Source organism: Faecalibacterium sp. BCRC 81149, from assembly GCF_022750605.1.
GTDB classification, from domain to species: Bacteria; Bacillota; Clostridia; order Oscillospirales; family Ruminococcaceae; genus Faecalibacterium; species Faecalibacterium duncaniae.
The window spans coordinates 160173-175248 of the sequence record NZ_QXJA01000003.1; the positions used below are offsets into that span (position 1 = coordinate 160173).

Annotated in this window: 12 protein-coding genes; 6 read left to right on the forward strand and 6 right to left on the reverse strand. The window is 57.9% G+C overall.

Going from position 1 to position 15076, the window contains the following annotated elements; translation table 11 throughout:
• Nucleotides 1–4 precede the first annotated feature (4 nt).
• On the reverse strand, nt 5–970 hold the full coding sequence (locus D3F01_RS05830; protein WP_242886798.1) for a hypothetical protein: 966 nt from the start codon (nt 968–970) through the stop codon (nt 5–7).
• Nucleotides 967–1605, reverse strand: a complete 639-nt coding sequence (locus D3F01_RS05835) for a rhomboid family intramembrane serine protease (protein ID WP_097769884.1) — start codon at nt 1603–1605, stop codon at nt 967–969. The genes D3F01_RS05830 and D3F01_RS05835 overlap by 4 nt, the downstream gene beginning before the upstream one ends.
• A gap of 102 nt (nt 1606–1707) precedes the next feature.
• On the opposite strand from D3F01_RS05835, the gene D3F01_RS05840 reads away from it, so the two are divergent.
• Nucleotides 1708–2172, forward strand: a complete 465-nt coding sequence (locus D3F01_RS05840; RefSeq protein WP_242886800.1) for a hypothetical protein — start codon at nt 1708–1710, stop codon at nt 2170–2172.
• Nucleotides 2173–2202: 30 nt separating this feature from the next.
• Here the strand turns inward: D3F01_RS05840 and mgtE are convergent, their stop codons facing one another.
• Nucleotides 2203–3774 carry a magnesium transporter gene (gene mgtE, locus D3F01_RS05845; protein ID WP_242886802.1) on the reverse strand — a complete coding sequence of 524 codons (1572 nt, stop codon included), beginning with the start codon at nt 3772–3774 and terminating at the stop codon, nt 2203–2205.
• A gap of 612 nt (nt 3775–4386) precedes the next feature.
• Between mgtE and D3F01_RS05850 the strand changes: the two genes are divergently transcribed.
• Nucleotides 4387–4746 carry a type II toxin-antitoxin system RelE/ParE family toxin gene (locus tag D3F01_RS05850; RefSeq protein WP_035393236.1) on the forward strand — a complete coding sequence of 120 codons (360 nt, stop codon included), beginning with the start codon at nt 4387–4389 and terminating at the stop codon, nt 4744–4746.
• Entirely contained in the window at nt 4743–5030 is a 288-nt protein-coding gene (locus D3F01_RS05855; RefSeq protein WP_242886804.1) for a helix-turn-helix transcriptional regulator, read from the forward strand. Before D3F01_RS05850 ends, D3F01_RS05855 begins: the two co-directional genes overlap by 4 nt.
• A gap of 466 nt (nt 5031–5496) precedes the next feature.
• Here D3F01_RS05855 and nifJ read toward each other — a convergent pair whose 3' ends face one another.
• Nucleotides 5497–9042, reverse strand: a complete 3546-nt coding sequence (gene nifJ / locus D3F01_RS05860; protein ID WP_117534299.1) for a pyruvate:ferredoxin (flavodoxin) oxidoreductase — start codon at nt 9040–9042, stop codon at nt 5497–5499.
• Nucleotides 9043–9387: 345 nt separating this feature from the next.
• On the opposite strand from nifJ, the gene D3F01_RS05865 reads away from it, so the two are divergent.
• From D3F01_RS05865 to D3F01_RS05875, 3 genes are all read left to right on the forward strand, one after another.
• Nucleotides 9388–9939: an NUDIX hydrolase gene (locus D3F01_RS05865; protein WP_097769889.1), complete on the forward strand. Its 552-nt coding sequence runs from the start codon at nt 9388–9390 to the stop codon at nt 9937–9939.
• The gene (locus D3F01_RS05870) at nt 9936–10640 is read left to right on the forward strand and encodes an RluA family pseudouridine synthase (protein WP_242886820.1); all 705 of its coding nucleotides are present in this window, start codon (nt 9936–9938) and stop codon (nt 10638–10640) included. Before D3F01_RS05865 ends, D3F01_RS05870 begins: the two co-directional genes overlap by 4 nt.
• A gap of 197 nt (nt 10641–10837) precedes the next feature.
• Nucleotides 10838–11518 (forward strand): GntR family transcriptional regulator, encoded by a 681-nt coding sequence (locus D3F01_RS05875; RefSeq protein ID WP_097769891.1) that lies wholly within the window; start codon nt 10838–10840, stop codon nt 11516–11518.
• Between the two features lie 82 nt (nt 11519–11600).
• Here D3F01_RS05875 and D3F01_RS05880 read toward each other — a convergent pair whose 3' ends face one another.
• Nucleotides 11601–12185, reverse strand: a complete 585-nt coding sequence (locus tag D3F01_RS05880; RefSeq protein WP_242886823.1) for a manganese efflux pump MntP family protein — start codon at nt 12183–12185, stop codon at nt 11601–11603.
• Between the two features lie 319 nt (nt 12186–12504).
• Complete coding sequence (gyrA, locus tag D3F01_RS05885; protein ID WP_242886826.1) at nt 12505–15069, reverse strand: DNA gyrase subunit A; 2565 nt, start codon at nt 15067–15069, stop codon at nt 12505–12507.
• Nucleotides 15070–15076 lie beyond the last annotated feature (7 nt).

Below are 15076 nucleotides of genomic sequence, written 5' to 3' on the forward strand. Positions count from 1 at the left end.
CGGGTTACAGCCCCCGGAATCTTGCGGCCAGCACACTCAAGGTGATCTTAGGGTTCACCTGCGCACCCAGCCGCTGGATCGCCGCATCGGCGGCTGCAAGGGCCTTGCGGGCGGCATCGCCCTGCACCAGGGCACGGGGGCTGCCGCGCAGTCCTGCGGCCGCTACGGCCCGGAAATCAGCCAGCAGAGCGGCGGCCCCCACCTTATCCTTTTCGTAAGCTGACAGCAGAACAGCGGCGGCATAGCTGTCCTGCGCGGCCGCTGCTTTGGCAAGGGCAAGCGCCTTGTCCACCTGCGCCCGGCGGGCCTCATCCCGGGCCGCATCCAGCACTGTGCCGATGTGGCCATCGAACAGCTCACTGTACAGGGTGGCATCCTTGCTGTCCACCCCCTGTGCAGTGCAGTAGCGGGCGCAATCGGCGGGGGAGACGGGAGCCACTGCAAAGCTGATGCAGCGGCTCCGGATGGTGGGCAGAACACCTGCCAGCGAATCCGCCGTCAACAGAAAAAGCACGCCCTCGGGCGGCTCCTCCATGACCTTCAGCAGGGCGTTGGCCGATTCCTCGTTCATCCGCTCCACATGGTAGAGCAGCACTGCGCGTCCCTCTGCCGAAAGGCTGGTGTTGAAGATCTCGCTGCGCATGGCCGTGACCTGACCGACCAGATACCGCCCGCCGCTGCCCATACCGGTCACGGAGATGGCTTCCCGGACGATGCCCGTCTCGATCTGGCCGCTGTCGCGCTTACCGGCCTTTGCCACGGCACGGCAGCACTCGCCCCGGAGCAGGGCTTCGGCGGGCGCGCCGCCGTTGGGGTAAAGGTAATCCGCCGCCACGCAGCGGGCCGCAAACCCGGTTCCCAGCCCCTCTTCGCCCACCAGCAGAACACTGTGGGTCATGCGGCGGCCCCCCAGCATCAGCCGGACGCTGGTCTTTAATTCCGAATTGCCTTCCAGACGATCAATCATCATCTCCGATTTTTCCTCTTCCACTGCTCCCGGCGCACCCAGGCGCGGATGTTATGCCAGGCCTGCGGCCCGAAGAACAGAAGGAAGCCCAGCATACAGAGCAGATAGTTCAGCTTGCCCAGCATCCCCATGCTCAGGAAGCTGAACACCCACAGGGCAGCGGCAAAGATGCCGAAATATTTCACCTTGAGGGGGATGACGAAGAAGAGCAGCACCTGCAGCTCCGGGTAAAGCATGGCAAAGGCCAGCAGAAGGGAAAGGGACAGACAGTAGGTATCGGCAGAGCCTGTCAGCAGGCAGGCCAGCCACGCGCCTGCCATCCCCAGCAGGACATAAAGGTTGAAGCGGAAATCGCCCCACTCCCGTTCCAGCGCACTGCCGACGAACCAGGTAAAATAGATGCCCAGCACCACGCTGAGCGGCCCGCCGCCTGAAAAAGGCACCAGCACAAAGGTGAACAGCCGCCAGATCTGCCCGGCGAACAGGGCACTGCGGCTCAGGGAGAGATAAAAGGAAATATACTGGTTGACGAACAGTTCAATGGCGTAGACCAGGATCTGGCCGCCGATGAGGATGTTGATGAGGTTGGGAATGCAGAACCGGCCGTATTTCCGTTCCAGCTTGGTGATCCAGTTCATAGGCAGAAGCCTCCGTTATTCGTAAAATTTGCGCCCCGTTGGCCGGGAACGCTCTCTTTTTTCATTGTACCATGATTGGCAGGGCCATTCAAGGCGAAGGGTGTGAACAAAGGGATCTGGCTGTCTGTTCATCCGAGTGCTAAAACAGCAGGTTGTATCCACTTTTGGTGTGTTCAGATGGACTTATCCACTCTTTCCACTGGGTTTTCCACCGGAATTGTGAAAAAAGGCCCGGTTTTCCCACGATATTTTCCACTTTTTCCACTGAGTTTTCCACATTTTCCTGTGATGTGGTTTATACATGGTGTATTGTACCGCGCGAATCTTTGCGAAAATCAGGGGAATTATGGGCCTTTGCACCTTTTTTCTGAAAGAAAGTCAAACCCGAAAATTTACTTTTTACAGCAGGCAGAAAATCCGCTCCTTGAATTTCTCCCCGTTGGAATGAAGGAGACGGTAGTTTTCCACACCCATTTTCTACAAAAATCGACCTGTGGAAAACAGCGGGAAAACCTGAGTTTTCAACAAAAAGAAACAACCCTCTCAGTCAAAGCCGTCAGGCTTTGACTGAGAAGGTTGCTCCTATAAAATCAAACGTTACATCATATTCCGGAACACGACCTGCGCGATCTGGAAGTACAGGATCAAGCTGCAGGCATCCACGATGGTGGTGATGAAGGGGGTCGCCATGATGGCCGGGTCCGCACCCAGCTTCTTGGCGGCAAGGGGCAGCATACCGCCCACCAGCTTTGCCAGGATGACGCTGAAGAACAGCGACACGCTGACGACGATGGCATAGCCCATCACATTGTCATACTGACCGGCAAAGATGAAGGTGTACATCAGGTAGATGCGCAGACCGTTCACCAAGCCCAGCACCGCACCCACGATCGCGGAAACGCGGAGTTCCTTGGCCAGCACCTTGAGGAAATCGGCGGGTTCCACCTCGCCCAGCGCCAGACCGCGCACCATCAGGGTGCTGATCTGGTTGCCGCAGTTGCCGGCGGTATCCATCAGCATGGGCATGAAGGAGACCAGCAGGGGTAGGCTGACAAAGGCTTCCTCGTAATGGGTGGTGACCATACCGGTGAAGGTGGCCGACAGCATCAGGATCAGCAGCCAGGGGATGCGCTGCTTGGCGTGGGTCCAGACACTGGTGCCAAAATAAGTCGTGGCCTCATCCGCAGGCAGAATGGCGGCCATCTTCTGCATATCCTCGGTGCTCTCATCGGTCAGAACATCGATTGCATCGTCGATGGTGATAATGCCCACAAACATGCCCTCGTTGTCCACAACGGGCATTGCGGTAAAGTCGTAGCGCTGCATCTCACGGGCCACAAACTCCTGGTCATCCGTGACCTTCACGGTGACCACGTTGTCGTCCATAATATCGGCCAGCGGGGTATCGGGGTCTGCCAGCAGCAGGTCACGGGCAGAAACAACACCCTTCAGGCGGTTGCGCTCCACAACATAGTTGATATAAACGGTCTCGGCGTTCTCGCCCTGCCGCCGGATGGCATCCAGCGCCTGCCGGACATTCATCTCTTTTTTCAGCCGGACATATTCAGGGGTCATCAGGCTGCCGGCCGAGCTCTCGGGGTAGTTCAGCAGCTTGTTCAGGCTCTCGCGGGTCTGCTTGGAGGATTTCTCCAGCACCCGCTTGACCACGCCTGCGGGCATATCCTCCAGCAGGTCGGCAGCATCGTCCAGGCTCATCTCCTCAATGGCGCTGACCAGCTCCACGTCGGAGAAGGCGTTGACCAGGTCATCCCGGGCTTCATCGGACATATAGGCGAAGGCCTCGGTGGCCACTTCCTTTTTCAGTAGGCGGAACACCACCAGACGGTTGTTCTCGTCCAGCTCCTCCAGCAGCTCTGCCAGGTCGGCGGGCTGCTCCTCCTCGGTGACCTCACGCAGCTTGACGTACTGCTTTTTTACCAGCATCTTGAGCAGGCGGCTCTTGGTCAGCATCTCGGGGTCAGCCTTGACCTCTTCGTCCCGTGCTTCCTCTTTCTCGGCCTCCCGGATGTCCTGCTTCAGGTCCTCCGTGGCTTCCTCGTTCAGATCCTTGGCCAGCTTCTGGCGCACCTCGTCCGGGATATCAGCGGGCAGCTCCTGCACAGGCAGGGCGGCCTCGGTCAGTTCATTTTTCTTTTCTTCCATTTCCATTTTGCGTACCTCCTACCGTATTCCGGCGGTTGGTACAGGGCAAAACAAAAAGCGCCGCCAACGGCCCGCATCCACCCTTCGCCAGGGCTTCCACGCGCACAAAGCCGCGCCCTTTCTCCCCGCTGAGAAGTGCCCGAACAGCACCTCTTACCGGGCAAAAAAGGCGAACGCAGCCTGCTCTATGTCCCGTCCTATCGCACCAAAACCGCATCTTCGACTATGATCCGGGTCCATTGTCCTGCGTTCACCTCCTAAAGATCTTTTCCACTTTTTATTATAGCGCCGGCCAAAAGGCCGGTCAACCCTAAATGCACCGAATCAGGCGGGAATTTCCACCAAAACACGCAGAAAGCCCCTTCCAGTGCTTGCGGACCACTGAAAGGGGCTTTCTGTTTGGATATTGCCTTGGTGTGAGGAGGAATCATGTACAAGGAATCGGTTGCGGCCCCGGTTCCTTATGTCAGTAGTATAGCACCAAAAGCACGGGTTTGCATGAAAATCCTATGAAGAAATTGTAAAATAGCGAGAAGATATTTTTATCGCACCCTTGACAAAATGGGATATATCATATATTATAGAAATAGGATATATCCCATAGAGGAGGGCTGCCGCTTGGAATGTTACGATGTAGACTTCTATCATAAGGAGAATGGCGACTGTCCGGTAGATGATTTTCTGGAATCCCTTGACACCAAAATGCGTGCAAAGGTATTGGGTGCTGTCGCACTGCTGGAAGCCAACGGGCCACAGCTGCGGGAGCCCTACTCCAAGTTTATTGGGGACGGGATTTTTGAGATCCGTGCTAAGCAGAGCAGCAATATCACACGTGTTCTGTATTTCTTTTACATTGGAAAGCGCATTGTTCTGACCAACGGCTTTATCAAGAAAACGCAAAAAACGCCACCAGAGGAAATTGCCCTGGCCAAAAAATATCGTGCAGACTATCTTGAACGAAAGGAGAAGATATCGTGAGTGATTTTCGGAATTTTCTCAACAAACAACTGGAAGACCCTGAATTCAAAGCGGAGTGGGAGGCACTTCAGCCAGAGCTTTCACTGGTACAGGCAATGATCGATGCCCGGAAGGTAAGCGGCCTGACCCAGAAGGAGCTCTCGGAGCGTACCGGCATTGCTCAGGCAGACATCAGCAAACTGGAAAACGGCAACGCAAATCCTTCTCTGCGGACGCTGCAGCGCCTTGCCGCCGGTATGGGAATGCAGGTCAAAATTGAATTCGTTCCTGTTTCCGCAAAATAGTATATGGATGAGAGAACCGCTGTATGGAACATTCCGTACAGCGGTTTCTGTTTTCTTACACAAAAATACGCCCCGTTCACTATAAAGTGAGCGGGGCGCTAAAAACGGATTCGTTTTTGACTGCGGCAAGATCCCTGCAGGGCAGGTCTTATGCAGCAGGCGGAACAAGGTATCTGTTGCCAGACCTTATGCTCCTGACACACGCGGGGTGTGCTTTCAAGGACCCTCGCGGGCGCTTTGGTATTTCAAACACCCTGCCCGGCGCGGTTCGCGGGCCGCGGCGGGCGAGGGAATGAAATCAGAAGTTTGCGCAAATGCTCGTTTGCACGTTCATCATGCTTTGTTCAGGGCGGCGGGGCCGCAGTTTCGCACTGCTGCGTTGCGCAGTAATCGCCAGTGCGGAGCAGCCGCCTTGCGGACTAGGGTGCCGCTGCGGCCATTGCCAGCCATTGTTCAGAAAACAGGATTACTTGTACAGCTCGACCAGACGGGTCAGGTGCTCGTAACGATCGTTTGCAACCTGCTCGTTGCGTGCGAACAGAGCCTTTGCACGCTCGGGGAATGCACGGGTCAGGCGGCTGTAACGGGTCTCGTTTGCCAGCAGTGCCTGATACTTCTCGGCATCCACAGCCTTGGAGGTCAGGGTGAAGGGGTTCTTGCCCTGAGCCTTGTTGGCGGGGTTGAAGGTGAACAGGTTCCAGTAACCAGCCTCAACTGCCTTCTTCATCTCGTTCTGGCAGTTGGTCATGCCGCCCTTCACACCGTGCAGCTCGCAGGGAGCGTAGCCGATGATCAGAGAGGGGCCGGGATAAGCCTCAGCCTCAGCGATCGCCTTGACAGCCTGGTTCATGTTAGCGCCCAGAGCGATCTGAGCAACATAGATGTAACCGTAGGTCATTGCGATCTCGGACAGGCTCTTCTTGCTGATTTCCTTACCAGCAGCAGCGAACTGGCAGACCTCACCAATGTTGGAAGCCTTGGATGCCTGTCCACCGGTGTTGGAGTACATCTCAGTATCGAAGACCATGACGTTGACATCCTCGCCGGAAGCCAGGACGTGATCCAGGCCGCCGAAGCCGATGTCGTATGCCCAGCCGTCACCACCGAAGATCCAGACGGACTTCTTGGCGATGAACTCCTTGCTCTTCAGAATCTCAGCGGACTCGGTGCAGCCAGCGGCAGCAGCCTTCTCCAGCTCAGCGATCAGAGCCTTGGCGGGTTCGTCGTTTGCCTTGGTGTTGTTCTTGGTCTCCATGAACTTGTCGAAGGCAGCCTTCAGCTCAGCGGAAGCCTTGTCAGAACCAGCAACCTCAGCAATGCGCTTGATCAGGTTCTCACGAACGGTCTTCTGGCCGAGGTACAGGCCCAGACCATGCTCAGCGTTATCCTCGAACAGGGAGTTGCACCATGCAGGACCATGGCCGCTGTCCTTGTTGACGGTGTACGGAGAGATGGAAGCGGTACCGCCCCAGATAGAGGAGCAGCCGGTAGCGTTGGAGATGTACATCTTCTCGCCGAACAGCTGAGTGATCAGGCGAGCGTAAGAGGTCTCGGCACAGCCTGCGCAGGAGCCGGAGAACTCCAGCAGGGGCTGGTTGAACTGAGAACCAATGACGGTGTCATCAGCAAACTTGCTGGGCTTCTTGGAGATGTTGGCGACGCAGTAGTCGAAGACTGCCTGCTGATCGGCCTGGCTCTCCTGAGGAACCATAGCAATTGCCTTGGTGGGGCAGACGGTGACGCACTCGCCGCAGCCCATGCAGTCCAGAGGAGAAACAGCCATCACAAACTTGTACTCGTTTGCGGGGCGGTTGTCACGGCTCTTGGTCTGAGCAGGAGCAGCTGCCAGCTCGTCAGCGGTCAGCTGGAAGGGACGGATGGTAGCATGAGAGCAGACGAATGCACACTGGTTGCAGCCGACGCACTTGGAAGCATCCCACTCGGGAACGTTCACAGCGGTGCCGCGCTTCTCGTATGCAGATGCGCCCTGCTCCCACTCGCCGTTTGCATTTGCAACGAAAGCGGAAACGGGCAGGCTGTCGCCGTCCATACGAGCGATGGGCTCCATGACATCACGGATCTGCTTGACCAGCTCCGGACGGCCGGTGAGAGCCTTGGGAGCGGGATCAGCCTCGGGGTTGGACCAGGAAGCGGGAACGTCGACCTTGTGGATCGCGTCAACACCGGCATCGATGGCCTTCCAGTTCATCTCAACAACGTCCTGGCCCTTCTTGCCGTAGCTCTTCTGAGCTGCCTGCTTCATGAAGTTGACAGCGTCCTCGATGGGCATAACGTCAGCCAGCTTGAAGAAAGCGGACTGCAGGATGGTATTGGTGCGCTTGCCCATACCGATCTCGATAGCCTTATCGATGGCGTTGATGGTGTACAGCTGAATGTTGTTGTCAGCAATGTACTTCTTGGCCTCAGCGTTCAGGTGCTGGCCCAGCTCCTCATCGGTCCACTGGCAGTTGATCATGAACACGCCGCCGGGCTTGACATCCTGGACCATCTTCATGCCCATGTGGATGTAAGCGGGGTTGTGGCAGGCCACGAAGTCAGCCTGGTTGATGTAGTAGGGGCTGCGGATGGGCTTGTCGCCGAAACGCAGGTGGCTGATGGTCACGCCGCCGGTCTTCTTGGAGTCATACTGGAAGTATGCCTGAACATACTTATCAGTGTGGTCGCCGATGATCTTGACGGAGTTCTTGTTTGCGCCGACAGTACCGTCGCCGCCCAGACCCCAGAACTTGCACTCCTTGGTGCCAGCAGCTGCGGTGATGGGAGCGGGCTTGACCTCGGGCAGGGACAGACCGGTGACATCATCGGTGATGCCCAGAGTGAAGCGCTCCTTGGGCTGATCCTTCTCCAGCTCCTTGAACAGAGCGAAGATGGAGGACGGGGGAGTGTCCTTGCTGCCCAGGCCGTAACGGCCGCCGGTCAGGACGACATCGTTCATGCCGGCCTCACGCAGGGTAGCAGCAACATCCAGGTACAGGGGCTCGCCCAGGGAGCCGGGCTCCTTGGTACGATCCAGAACTGCAACCTTCTTGGCAGTCTTGGGCAGGACCTTCAGCAGAGCGGAGGACACCCAGGGACGGTACAGGCGGACCTTGACGATACCGACCTTCTCGCCCTTGGCGTTCAGGTAGTCGACGACTTCGTCAGCAACGTCGCAGACAGAGCCCATAGCGATCATCACACGGTCAGCATCGGGTGCGCCGTAGTAGTTGAACAGATCGTAGTTGGTGCCCAGCTTCTCGTTGATCTTGGCCATGTACTTCTCGACCACTGCGGGCAGTGCATCGTAAACGGAGTTGCAGGCCTCACGGTGCTGGAAGAACACGTCGCCGTTCTCGTGGGAACCGCGCATCTTGGGGTGCTCGGGGTTCAGAGCCTTGGCACGGAACTCCTCAACAGCCTTCATGTTGCACATTTCCTTCAGATCAGCGTAGTCCCACTTCTCGATCTTCTGGTACTCGTGAGAAGTACGGAAGCCATCGAAGAAGTTCAGGAAGGGAACCTTGCCCTCGATTGCTGCCAGATGGGCAACAGGGGACAGATCCATAACTTCCTGCACGCTGCTCTCGACCAGCATTGCGAAGCCGGTCTGGCGGCATGCCATAACGTCGCTGTGATCACCGAAGATGTTCAGGGACTGGGTAGCAACGGTACGTGCAGAAACATCGAACACGCAGGGCAGCTGCTCAGCAGCGATCTTGTACATGTTGGGGATCATCAGCAGCAGGCCCTGAGAAGCGGTGAAGGTGGTGGTAACAGCACCTGCACCCAGAGAGCCGTGCACAGCGCCGGCAGCGCCGGCCTCAGACTCCATCTCGACGACCTTGACCTGGTTGCCGAAGATGTTCTTCTGACCAGCTGCGGACCACTGGTCCACAGAGTCAGCCATCGGAGAAGACGGGGTAATGGGGTAGATAGCAGCCACGTCCGTGTAGGCGTATGCTACATGAGCGGCAGCGGTATTGCCATCCATGGTTTGCTTTGCTCTAGGCATTTTTCTTCCTCCATTGTTCAGAATTTGGTACCTTTTGCGCGGGGCAATCGCGCCCCGCTGGGGCCGGAGAACCCCAAAAGGCACTATTGCTCATATATTATATTAGCAAATTCCGCCCTCAAAGTAAATGCATACCCACTGGCAAAACGCAACAAAATTTCAAGAAATTTTTTGGTGCTTTTTTACGCTTGTGTTTTTTGTTGCATCTAACCTGACAGATTATTAAGAATCCGGCTTTTTTGCTGTATTTTTCTTAATTTATCCTCAATTTTGAATTGACAACCGGCGCTTTGTTGCCGTAAACTTGAACCAGCATCATTATCATCTGGAAAGGACGCAAATACGATGGACGCTGCACATTTTGAAAAGATGCTCACAAGTGAGGTGCTGTTCGAGGGCCGGGTGGTCACCCTGACCAAAGATACCGCCCTTTTGGAAAATGGAAAGACCGCCACCCGCGAGGTGGTCCACCACCACGGCGGAGCCTGCATCGTGCCCTACTTTGAGGACGGCACCATCTGCATGGTGCGCCAGTTCCGCTACGCCATGCAGCAGGAGCTGTGGGAGCTGCCCGCCGGCAAGCTGGAAAAAGGGGAGGACCCCTTTGAAGCCGCCAAGCGAGAGCTGGAGGAGGAGTGCGGCCTGACCGCCGACAAGTATACTTCCCTGGGCGAGTTCTACCCCACCGTGGGCTATGATACCGAGGTCATCTACACCTGGGTGGCCACCGGTCTGCACGAGACCCGGATGCATCTGGATGCGGACGAGTTCCTGACCCCTGACCGGGTACCGCTGACCCAGGCCTATGAGATGGTGATGCGCGGCGAGATCAAGGACGGCAAGACCATTGCAGGCGTGCTCAAGCTCAAGGCCCTGTTGGACGAGGGCAAGCTGTGAACATTCTCTACGAAGATACTGCCCTTGTGGTGCTGGACAAGCCCGCCGGGCTGACCAGCGAGGATGGCGTGCCCGCTGCCCTGCGCCAGCGGTGGGGCAGGCCGGATGCATACGTTGGGGTCATCCACCGGCTGGACACCGGTGTTTCGGGGCTGATGGTCTATGCCAGAACCCCCGGAGCCGCAGCTGCCTTGACAAAGCAGGTGACGGAGAGCCAGCAGGCCTATGCCATTCTGGACGGCAGGGCAGAGGCTGGCCCCGGTGCACCGGCACAGCCCTGCTTTCTTAAAACATACCGGGCCGTGATCGCAGGCGGGCCGGACGAACAGCTGCCGCCCGAGGGCATCCTGCGGGACTATCTGTTCAAGGACAGCCGGAAAGGCCGGGTCTTTCCGGTAAAGCGCCCCCGCAAGGGGGTGCGGGAAGCCGTGCTGGAATACCGCATCGTAGAGACGGCACCGGACGGTTCCCTGAGCCTTGCGGAGATCACGCTCCACACCGGACGGACACATCAGATTCGGGTGCAGTTTGCCTCCCGGAAGCACCCGCTTTACGGAGACGGCAAATATGGCAGCCGGTTCAAAGGGGACATTTCCCTGCAGAGCGCAGGGCTGCAGTTCGTCCACCCGGAGACCGGCAAGCCCATGGCCTTTTCTCTGCCCCTGCCCGCCGCCGCACCGTGGAAGGAGTTTTTGGAATAAGGCTGTTGCGCATGGTCAACATCCTCGCCCTCTCCGTCACCTGCGGTGACACCTCTCCCAAAGGGAGAGGCCTTGGCAAAAAGATGAAGTTTGCGTGGACTGCCAAGGGCTCCCACTTTGGGGGAGCTGGCATCGCGTAGCGATGACTGAGAGGGCGAGCCCGCTAAAGGAATAATCATTTCAACTAGGTGAGTGATATGGAACAGCAATACAAGACCGACGCTGAAATTTACGCTGTACTGGAGCGGGAGATCATCGACCTGACCCTGCGGCCGGGCAGTTCGTTGAGCGAAAACCCGCTCTGCGCACGCTTCGGGGCACCGCGCTCCATGATCCGAGTGGTTCTGCAGCGGCTGCAGGAGAACGGGCTGGTGAAGATCGTGCCCTACAAAGGTACCACTGTGACCCGGCTGAACCGGGAGATCGTGGATGAGCTCATTTACGAGCGCACCGCTGTGGAAGCCCGCGTCCTGCGGGACTTCTCGCCCAAGTGCACACCGGAGCAGCGGGCACTCATCCGGCGGCAGGCCGATGCCTACGCCGCGCTGGCCCGTGCCGAAGAGATCGACTACAACAAGCTCTACGAGGCAGACCGCCTGCTCCACGAGACATGGTTTGCCGCCATGGGAAAAATGTATCTGTGGCGCACCTTACAGAACGCCCACGCCGATTACAGCCGTTTCCGGATGCTGGACACCATGACCAGCGGCGGGCTGGACGAGGTGATCGCCGACCACCAGAACATCATCGCCGCCATTGAGCGGTGTGATCTTGCCGCCTTTGAGCCGCTGGTGGAGCGCCACCTCTACGGCGGCATCCGGCGGCTGGGCTCTAAGCTCACCGGGGAATATGCCGACTACTTTGAGCCGGAAAAATAATGCACCCTTAAAAATGTTCCACGGGGAACAAAACCGGCACAGCGCCTGCCTGACGCTGTGCCGGTTTTCTTTGCCCGTTTTTTCAGAAGAATACGCCGGAGATGAAGATCTCCAGCCCAATGCCGATGAGGATGACACCGCCCAGAACAGAGGCCTTGCCGGAGAGCCTGGTGCCGAACTCTTTGCCGATGTGCAGGCCCGCCATGCAGAGGAAGAAGGTGACGACGGCAATGATGCCGGAAGCTGCCAGCGCCATCAGCCAGCCATACTCCGCAATGGTAAAGCCCACCGAGAGGGCATCGATGCTGGTGGCCACGCCCTGCATGAAGAGGGCACCGGCACTCAGCGCGGCGGCTTCCTCGGTTTCCTCGCCCCGGATGCCATCAATCAGCATCTTGCCGCCGATATAGCCCAGCAGGGCAAGGGCGATCCAGGGGATGAACGTTTCAAAGGAGGAGAACATCTCCACGATGGTATGGACGCAGACCCAGCCTGTCATGGGCATCACGGCCTGAAACACGCCAAAGGTGCTTGCAATAATGCACATCCTCTTTCGGGACATGCCGGGATCATGCAGACCGTTTGCCATCGAGACCGAAAACGCGTCCATGGCAAGGCCCACGCCCAGCAGTGCACTGTTGAGAAAAAATAAAAAACTCCATTCCATAACTGAATGCCTCCTGAATCTGACCAAAATTACGGTGCGGCAAAAACAAAACCCGAGATCGGCGCGCGTGCACGTCCGGTCTCGGGTCATTTTTTACAAATGAACTCCATGTGTTGGGCGTGGTACTCCGCACCATAACACATGAGTCTCGCAAATGAAAGCAAGCCAGACAGCAGTGCTGTCATTGTGTTGACTTGCTGCGCCGTCTGCAAACAGCGCCTGCTACTCCCCCATGGGATTTTGTGATCGTTTCGCTAGTCTATCATATTTTCTGATAGAAGTCCAGGCTAACTTTTCCATTTTCTTTGGCAGGAGAGGCTCAATCCTCAGACGGTGCCTCGGAGGCAGATGCCTCATCGGCTGCTTCCATGGCGGCCAGCTGCTCTGCGGTGGGCTCATCGCCCTCCTCAGCCTCTACCGTCTCGGTCTGGGCTTCATCATCGTGGTCGGTACGGGCCAGGACCATGACCTTATCATTCTCGCCCAGACGCATGACACGGACACCGGAGCCGTAGCGGCTCTGCACCGGGATCTCATTGGCGTGCAGGCGGATGATGATGCCCTCCTGGCTGCTCAGCAGCACGTCATCCACATCGTCCACGATCTTGACCGCGGCGACCTTGTCCTTGGAGGCATCGTAGTTGCGGATGCCCTTGCCGCCGCGGGCGGTGATGCGGTAGGTGTCGATGTCGGACCGGCGGCCCTTGCCGTTCTCAGTCACGGTCAGGATGGTGGCGTTCTCACGGCAGATGCAGACACCCACGACCTCGTCGCCCTCGGCCAGCTTGATGGCGCGCACGCCGTGGCCGCTGCGGCCCATGGGACGGGCATCCTCCTCATTGAAGCGGATGGCCTGACCGTTGCGGGTGGCAACGATGAGCATATCGTGGCCGGAGGTCAGTCTTGTCCAAGCCAGCGCATCCCCCTCGTTCAGGGCAATGCCGATCAGACCACTCTTGCGGATGTTCGCATACTGCTCCAGCGGGGTGCGCTTGATGAGGCCCTGCTTTGTGACCATGGTCACGAAACCGCCTTCGTTGGTCGTATCCTTGCTCTGGCAGAGCATATTGGTGACCTTTTCGCCCTCGGCCAGCTGCAGCAGGTTCACAATGTTGGTGCCCTTGCTGGTGCGGCTGCCCTCGGCAATGGTGTAGCCCTTGATGCGGAACAGGCGGCCCTTATCGGTAACGAACAGGACATAATCATGGGTGGAGCCCACGAACATCTCCTGCACGATGTCCTCTTCCTTGCGGGTCATGCCGGAGATACCGCGGCCGCCGCGCTTCTGGGCCTGATAAGTGGCCTTGAGCTGGCGCTTGATATAACCGGCCTCGGTCAGGGTATAAACGCACTGCTCCTCAGCGATCAGATCCTCGATATCCACCTCGCCGGTCACGGTCTCGATCTCGGTGCGGCGGTCATCGCCAAAGCGGCGCTTCATTTCCAGCAGCTCACTCTTGACGATCTCCAGCACGCGGGCATCATCGGCCAGGATCTCTTCCCAATCCCGGATCTTGGCGTTCAGGGAGCCCAGCTCTTCCTCGATCTTCAGGATCTCCAGACCAGCCAGACGGCCCAGCTGCAGCTTGACGATGGCATCTGCCTGCGGGTCATCAAAGCCGAACTGCTCCATGATGGCAGCCTTAGCCTCGCTCATGCCGCCCTTGCAGGCACGGATGGTGGCGATCAGCTCATCCACGATGTCGGTGGCCTTCTTCAGGCCTTCCAGAATGTGGGCGCGTTCCCGGGCCTTTTTCAGGTCATACTGGGTGCGGCGGCGCACCACCTCGTCCTGGAACTCCACATACTTCTGGATCATCTGCTTCAGGGTCATCACCTTGGGCACCTTGTGGTCGATGGCCAGCATGATGACACCCACAGTATCCTGCAGCTGGGTGTACTGGTACAGCTGATTCAGGACGACCTGGGGGTTGGCATCCTTGCGCACGTCAATGACGATGCGCATACCCTTGCGGTTGGTCTCATCGTTCAGATCGCTGATGCCCTCGATCCGCTTTTCCTTGACCAGGTCGGCAATGTTCTCAATGAGGCGTGCCTTGTTGACCATGTAGGGGATCTCGGTCACGATGATCTGGGCGCGGCCATTCTTCTTTTCTTCAATGGTGGCGCGGCCGCGCAGGGTGATCTTGCCGCGGCCGGTGGCGTAGGCAGCACGGATGCCGCTGCGGCCCATGATGATGCCGGCGGTGGGGAAATCGGGGCCCTTGATGTGCTCCATCAGGCCGGGCAGGTCGATGTCCGGGTCCTCGATATAGGCCACACAGCCGTCAATGACCTCACTCAGGTTGTGGGGCGGAATGTTGGTGGCCATACCAACAGCGATGCCCTGACTGCCGTTGACCAGCAGGTTCGGGAAACGGCAGGGCAGAACGCTGGGCTCCTTCTTGGTCTCATCAAAGTTGGGGTCCCAGTCGATGGTATCCTTGTCGATATCGGTCAGCATCTCCACGGCCATGCGGCTCATGCGGGCCTCGGTGTAACGGTAAGCAGCCGGGGGGTCGCCGTCCACAGAACCAAAGTTACCCTGACCATCCACCAGCGGGTAGCGCAGGGAGAAATCCTGTGCCAGACGGACCATGGCATCGTAAACGGATGCGTCGCCGTGGGGGTGGTAGGAGCCCAGCACCGCACCAACGGTGTCGGCGGATTTGCGGTATGCATGGCTGGGGTCGTTGCCGCGCTCGTGCATGGTATACAGGATGCGGCGGTGGACGGGCTTCAGGCCGTCGCGCACATCGGGCAGGGCGCGGGACACGATGACTGACATGGAGTAGTCCAGGAACGCGGTCTCGATCTCCTTCTTGACATCGCGGATGATCTTTTTGGTACCGCTGCCCGGTATCATCACATAATCTTCTTCCATTGTTTCC

What these genes read in the sequence shown, in the direction of transcription:
- D3F01_RS05865 (WP_097769889.1), top strand. Translation starts at nt 9,388, where the DNA reads ATGGACGCTGCACATTTTGAAAAGATGCTCACAAGTGAGGTGCTGTTC.
- D3F01_RS05880 (WP_242886823.1), bottom strand. Translation starts at nt 12,185, where the DNA reads ATGGAATGGAGTTTTTTATTTTTTCTCAACAGTGCACTGCTGGGCGTG.
- gyrA (WP_242886826.1), bottom strand. Translation starts at nt 15,069, where the DNA reads ATGGAAGAAGATTATGTGATGATACCGGGCAGCGGTACCAAAAAGATC.
- nifJ (WP_117534299.1), bottom strand. Translation starts at nt 9,042, where the DNA reads ATGCCTAGAGCAAAGCAAACCATGGATGGCAATACCGCTGCCGCTCAT.
- D3F01_RS05835 (WP_097769884.1), bottom strand. Translation starts at nt 1,605, where the DNA reads ATGAACTGGATCACCAAGCTGGAACGGAAATACGGCCGGTTCTGCATT.
- D3F01_RS05875 (WP_097769891.1), top strand. Translation starts at nt 10,838, where the DNA reads ATGGAACAGCAATACAAGACCGACGCTGAAATTTACGCTGTACTGGAG.
- mgtE (WP_242886802.1), bottom strand. Translation starts at nt 3,774, where the DNA reads ATGGAAATGGAAGAAAAGAAAAATGAACTGACCGAGGCCGCCCTGCCT.
- D3F01_RS05830 (WP_242886798.1), bottom strand. Translation starts at nt 970, where the DNA reads ATGATGATTGATCGTCTGGAAGGCAATTCGGAATTAAAGACCAGCGTC.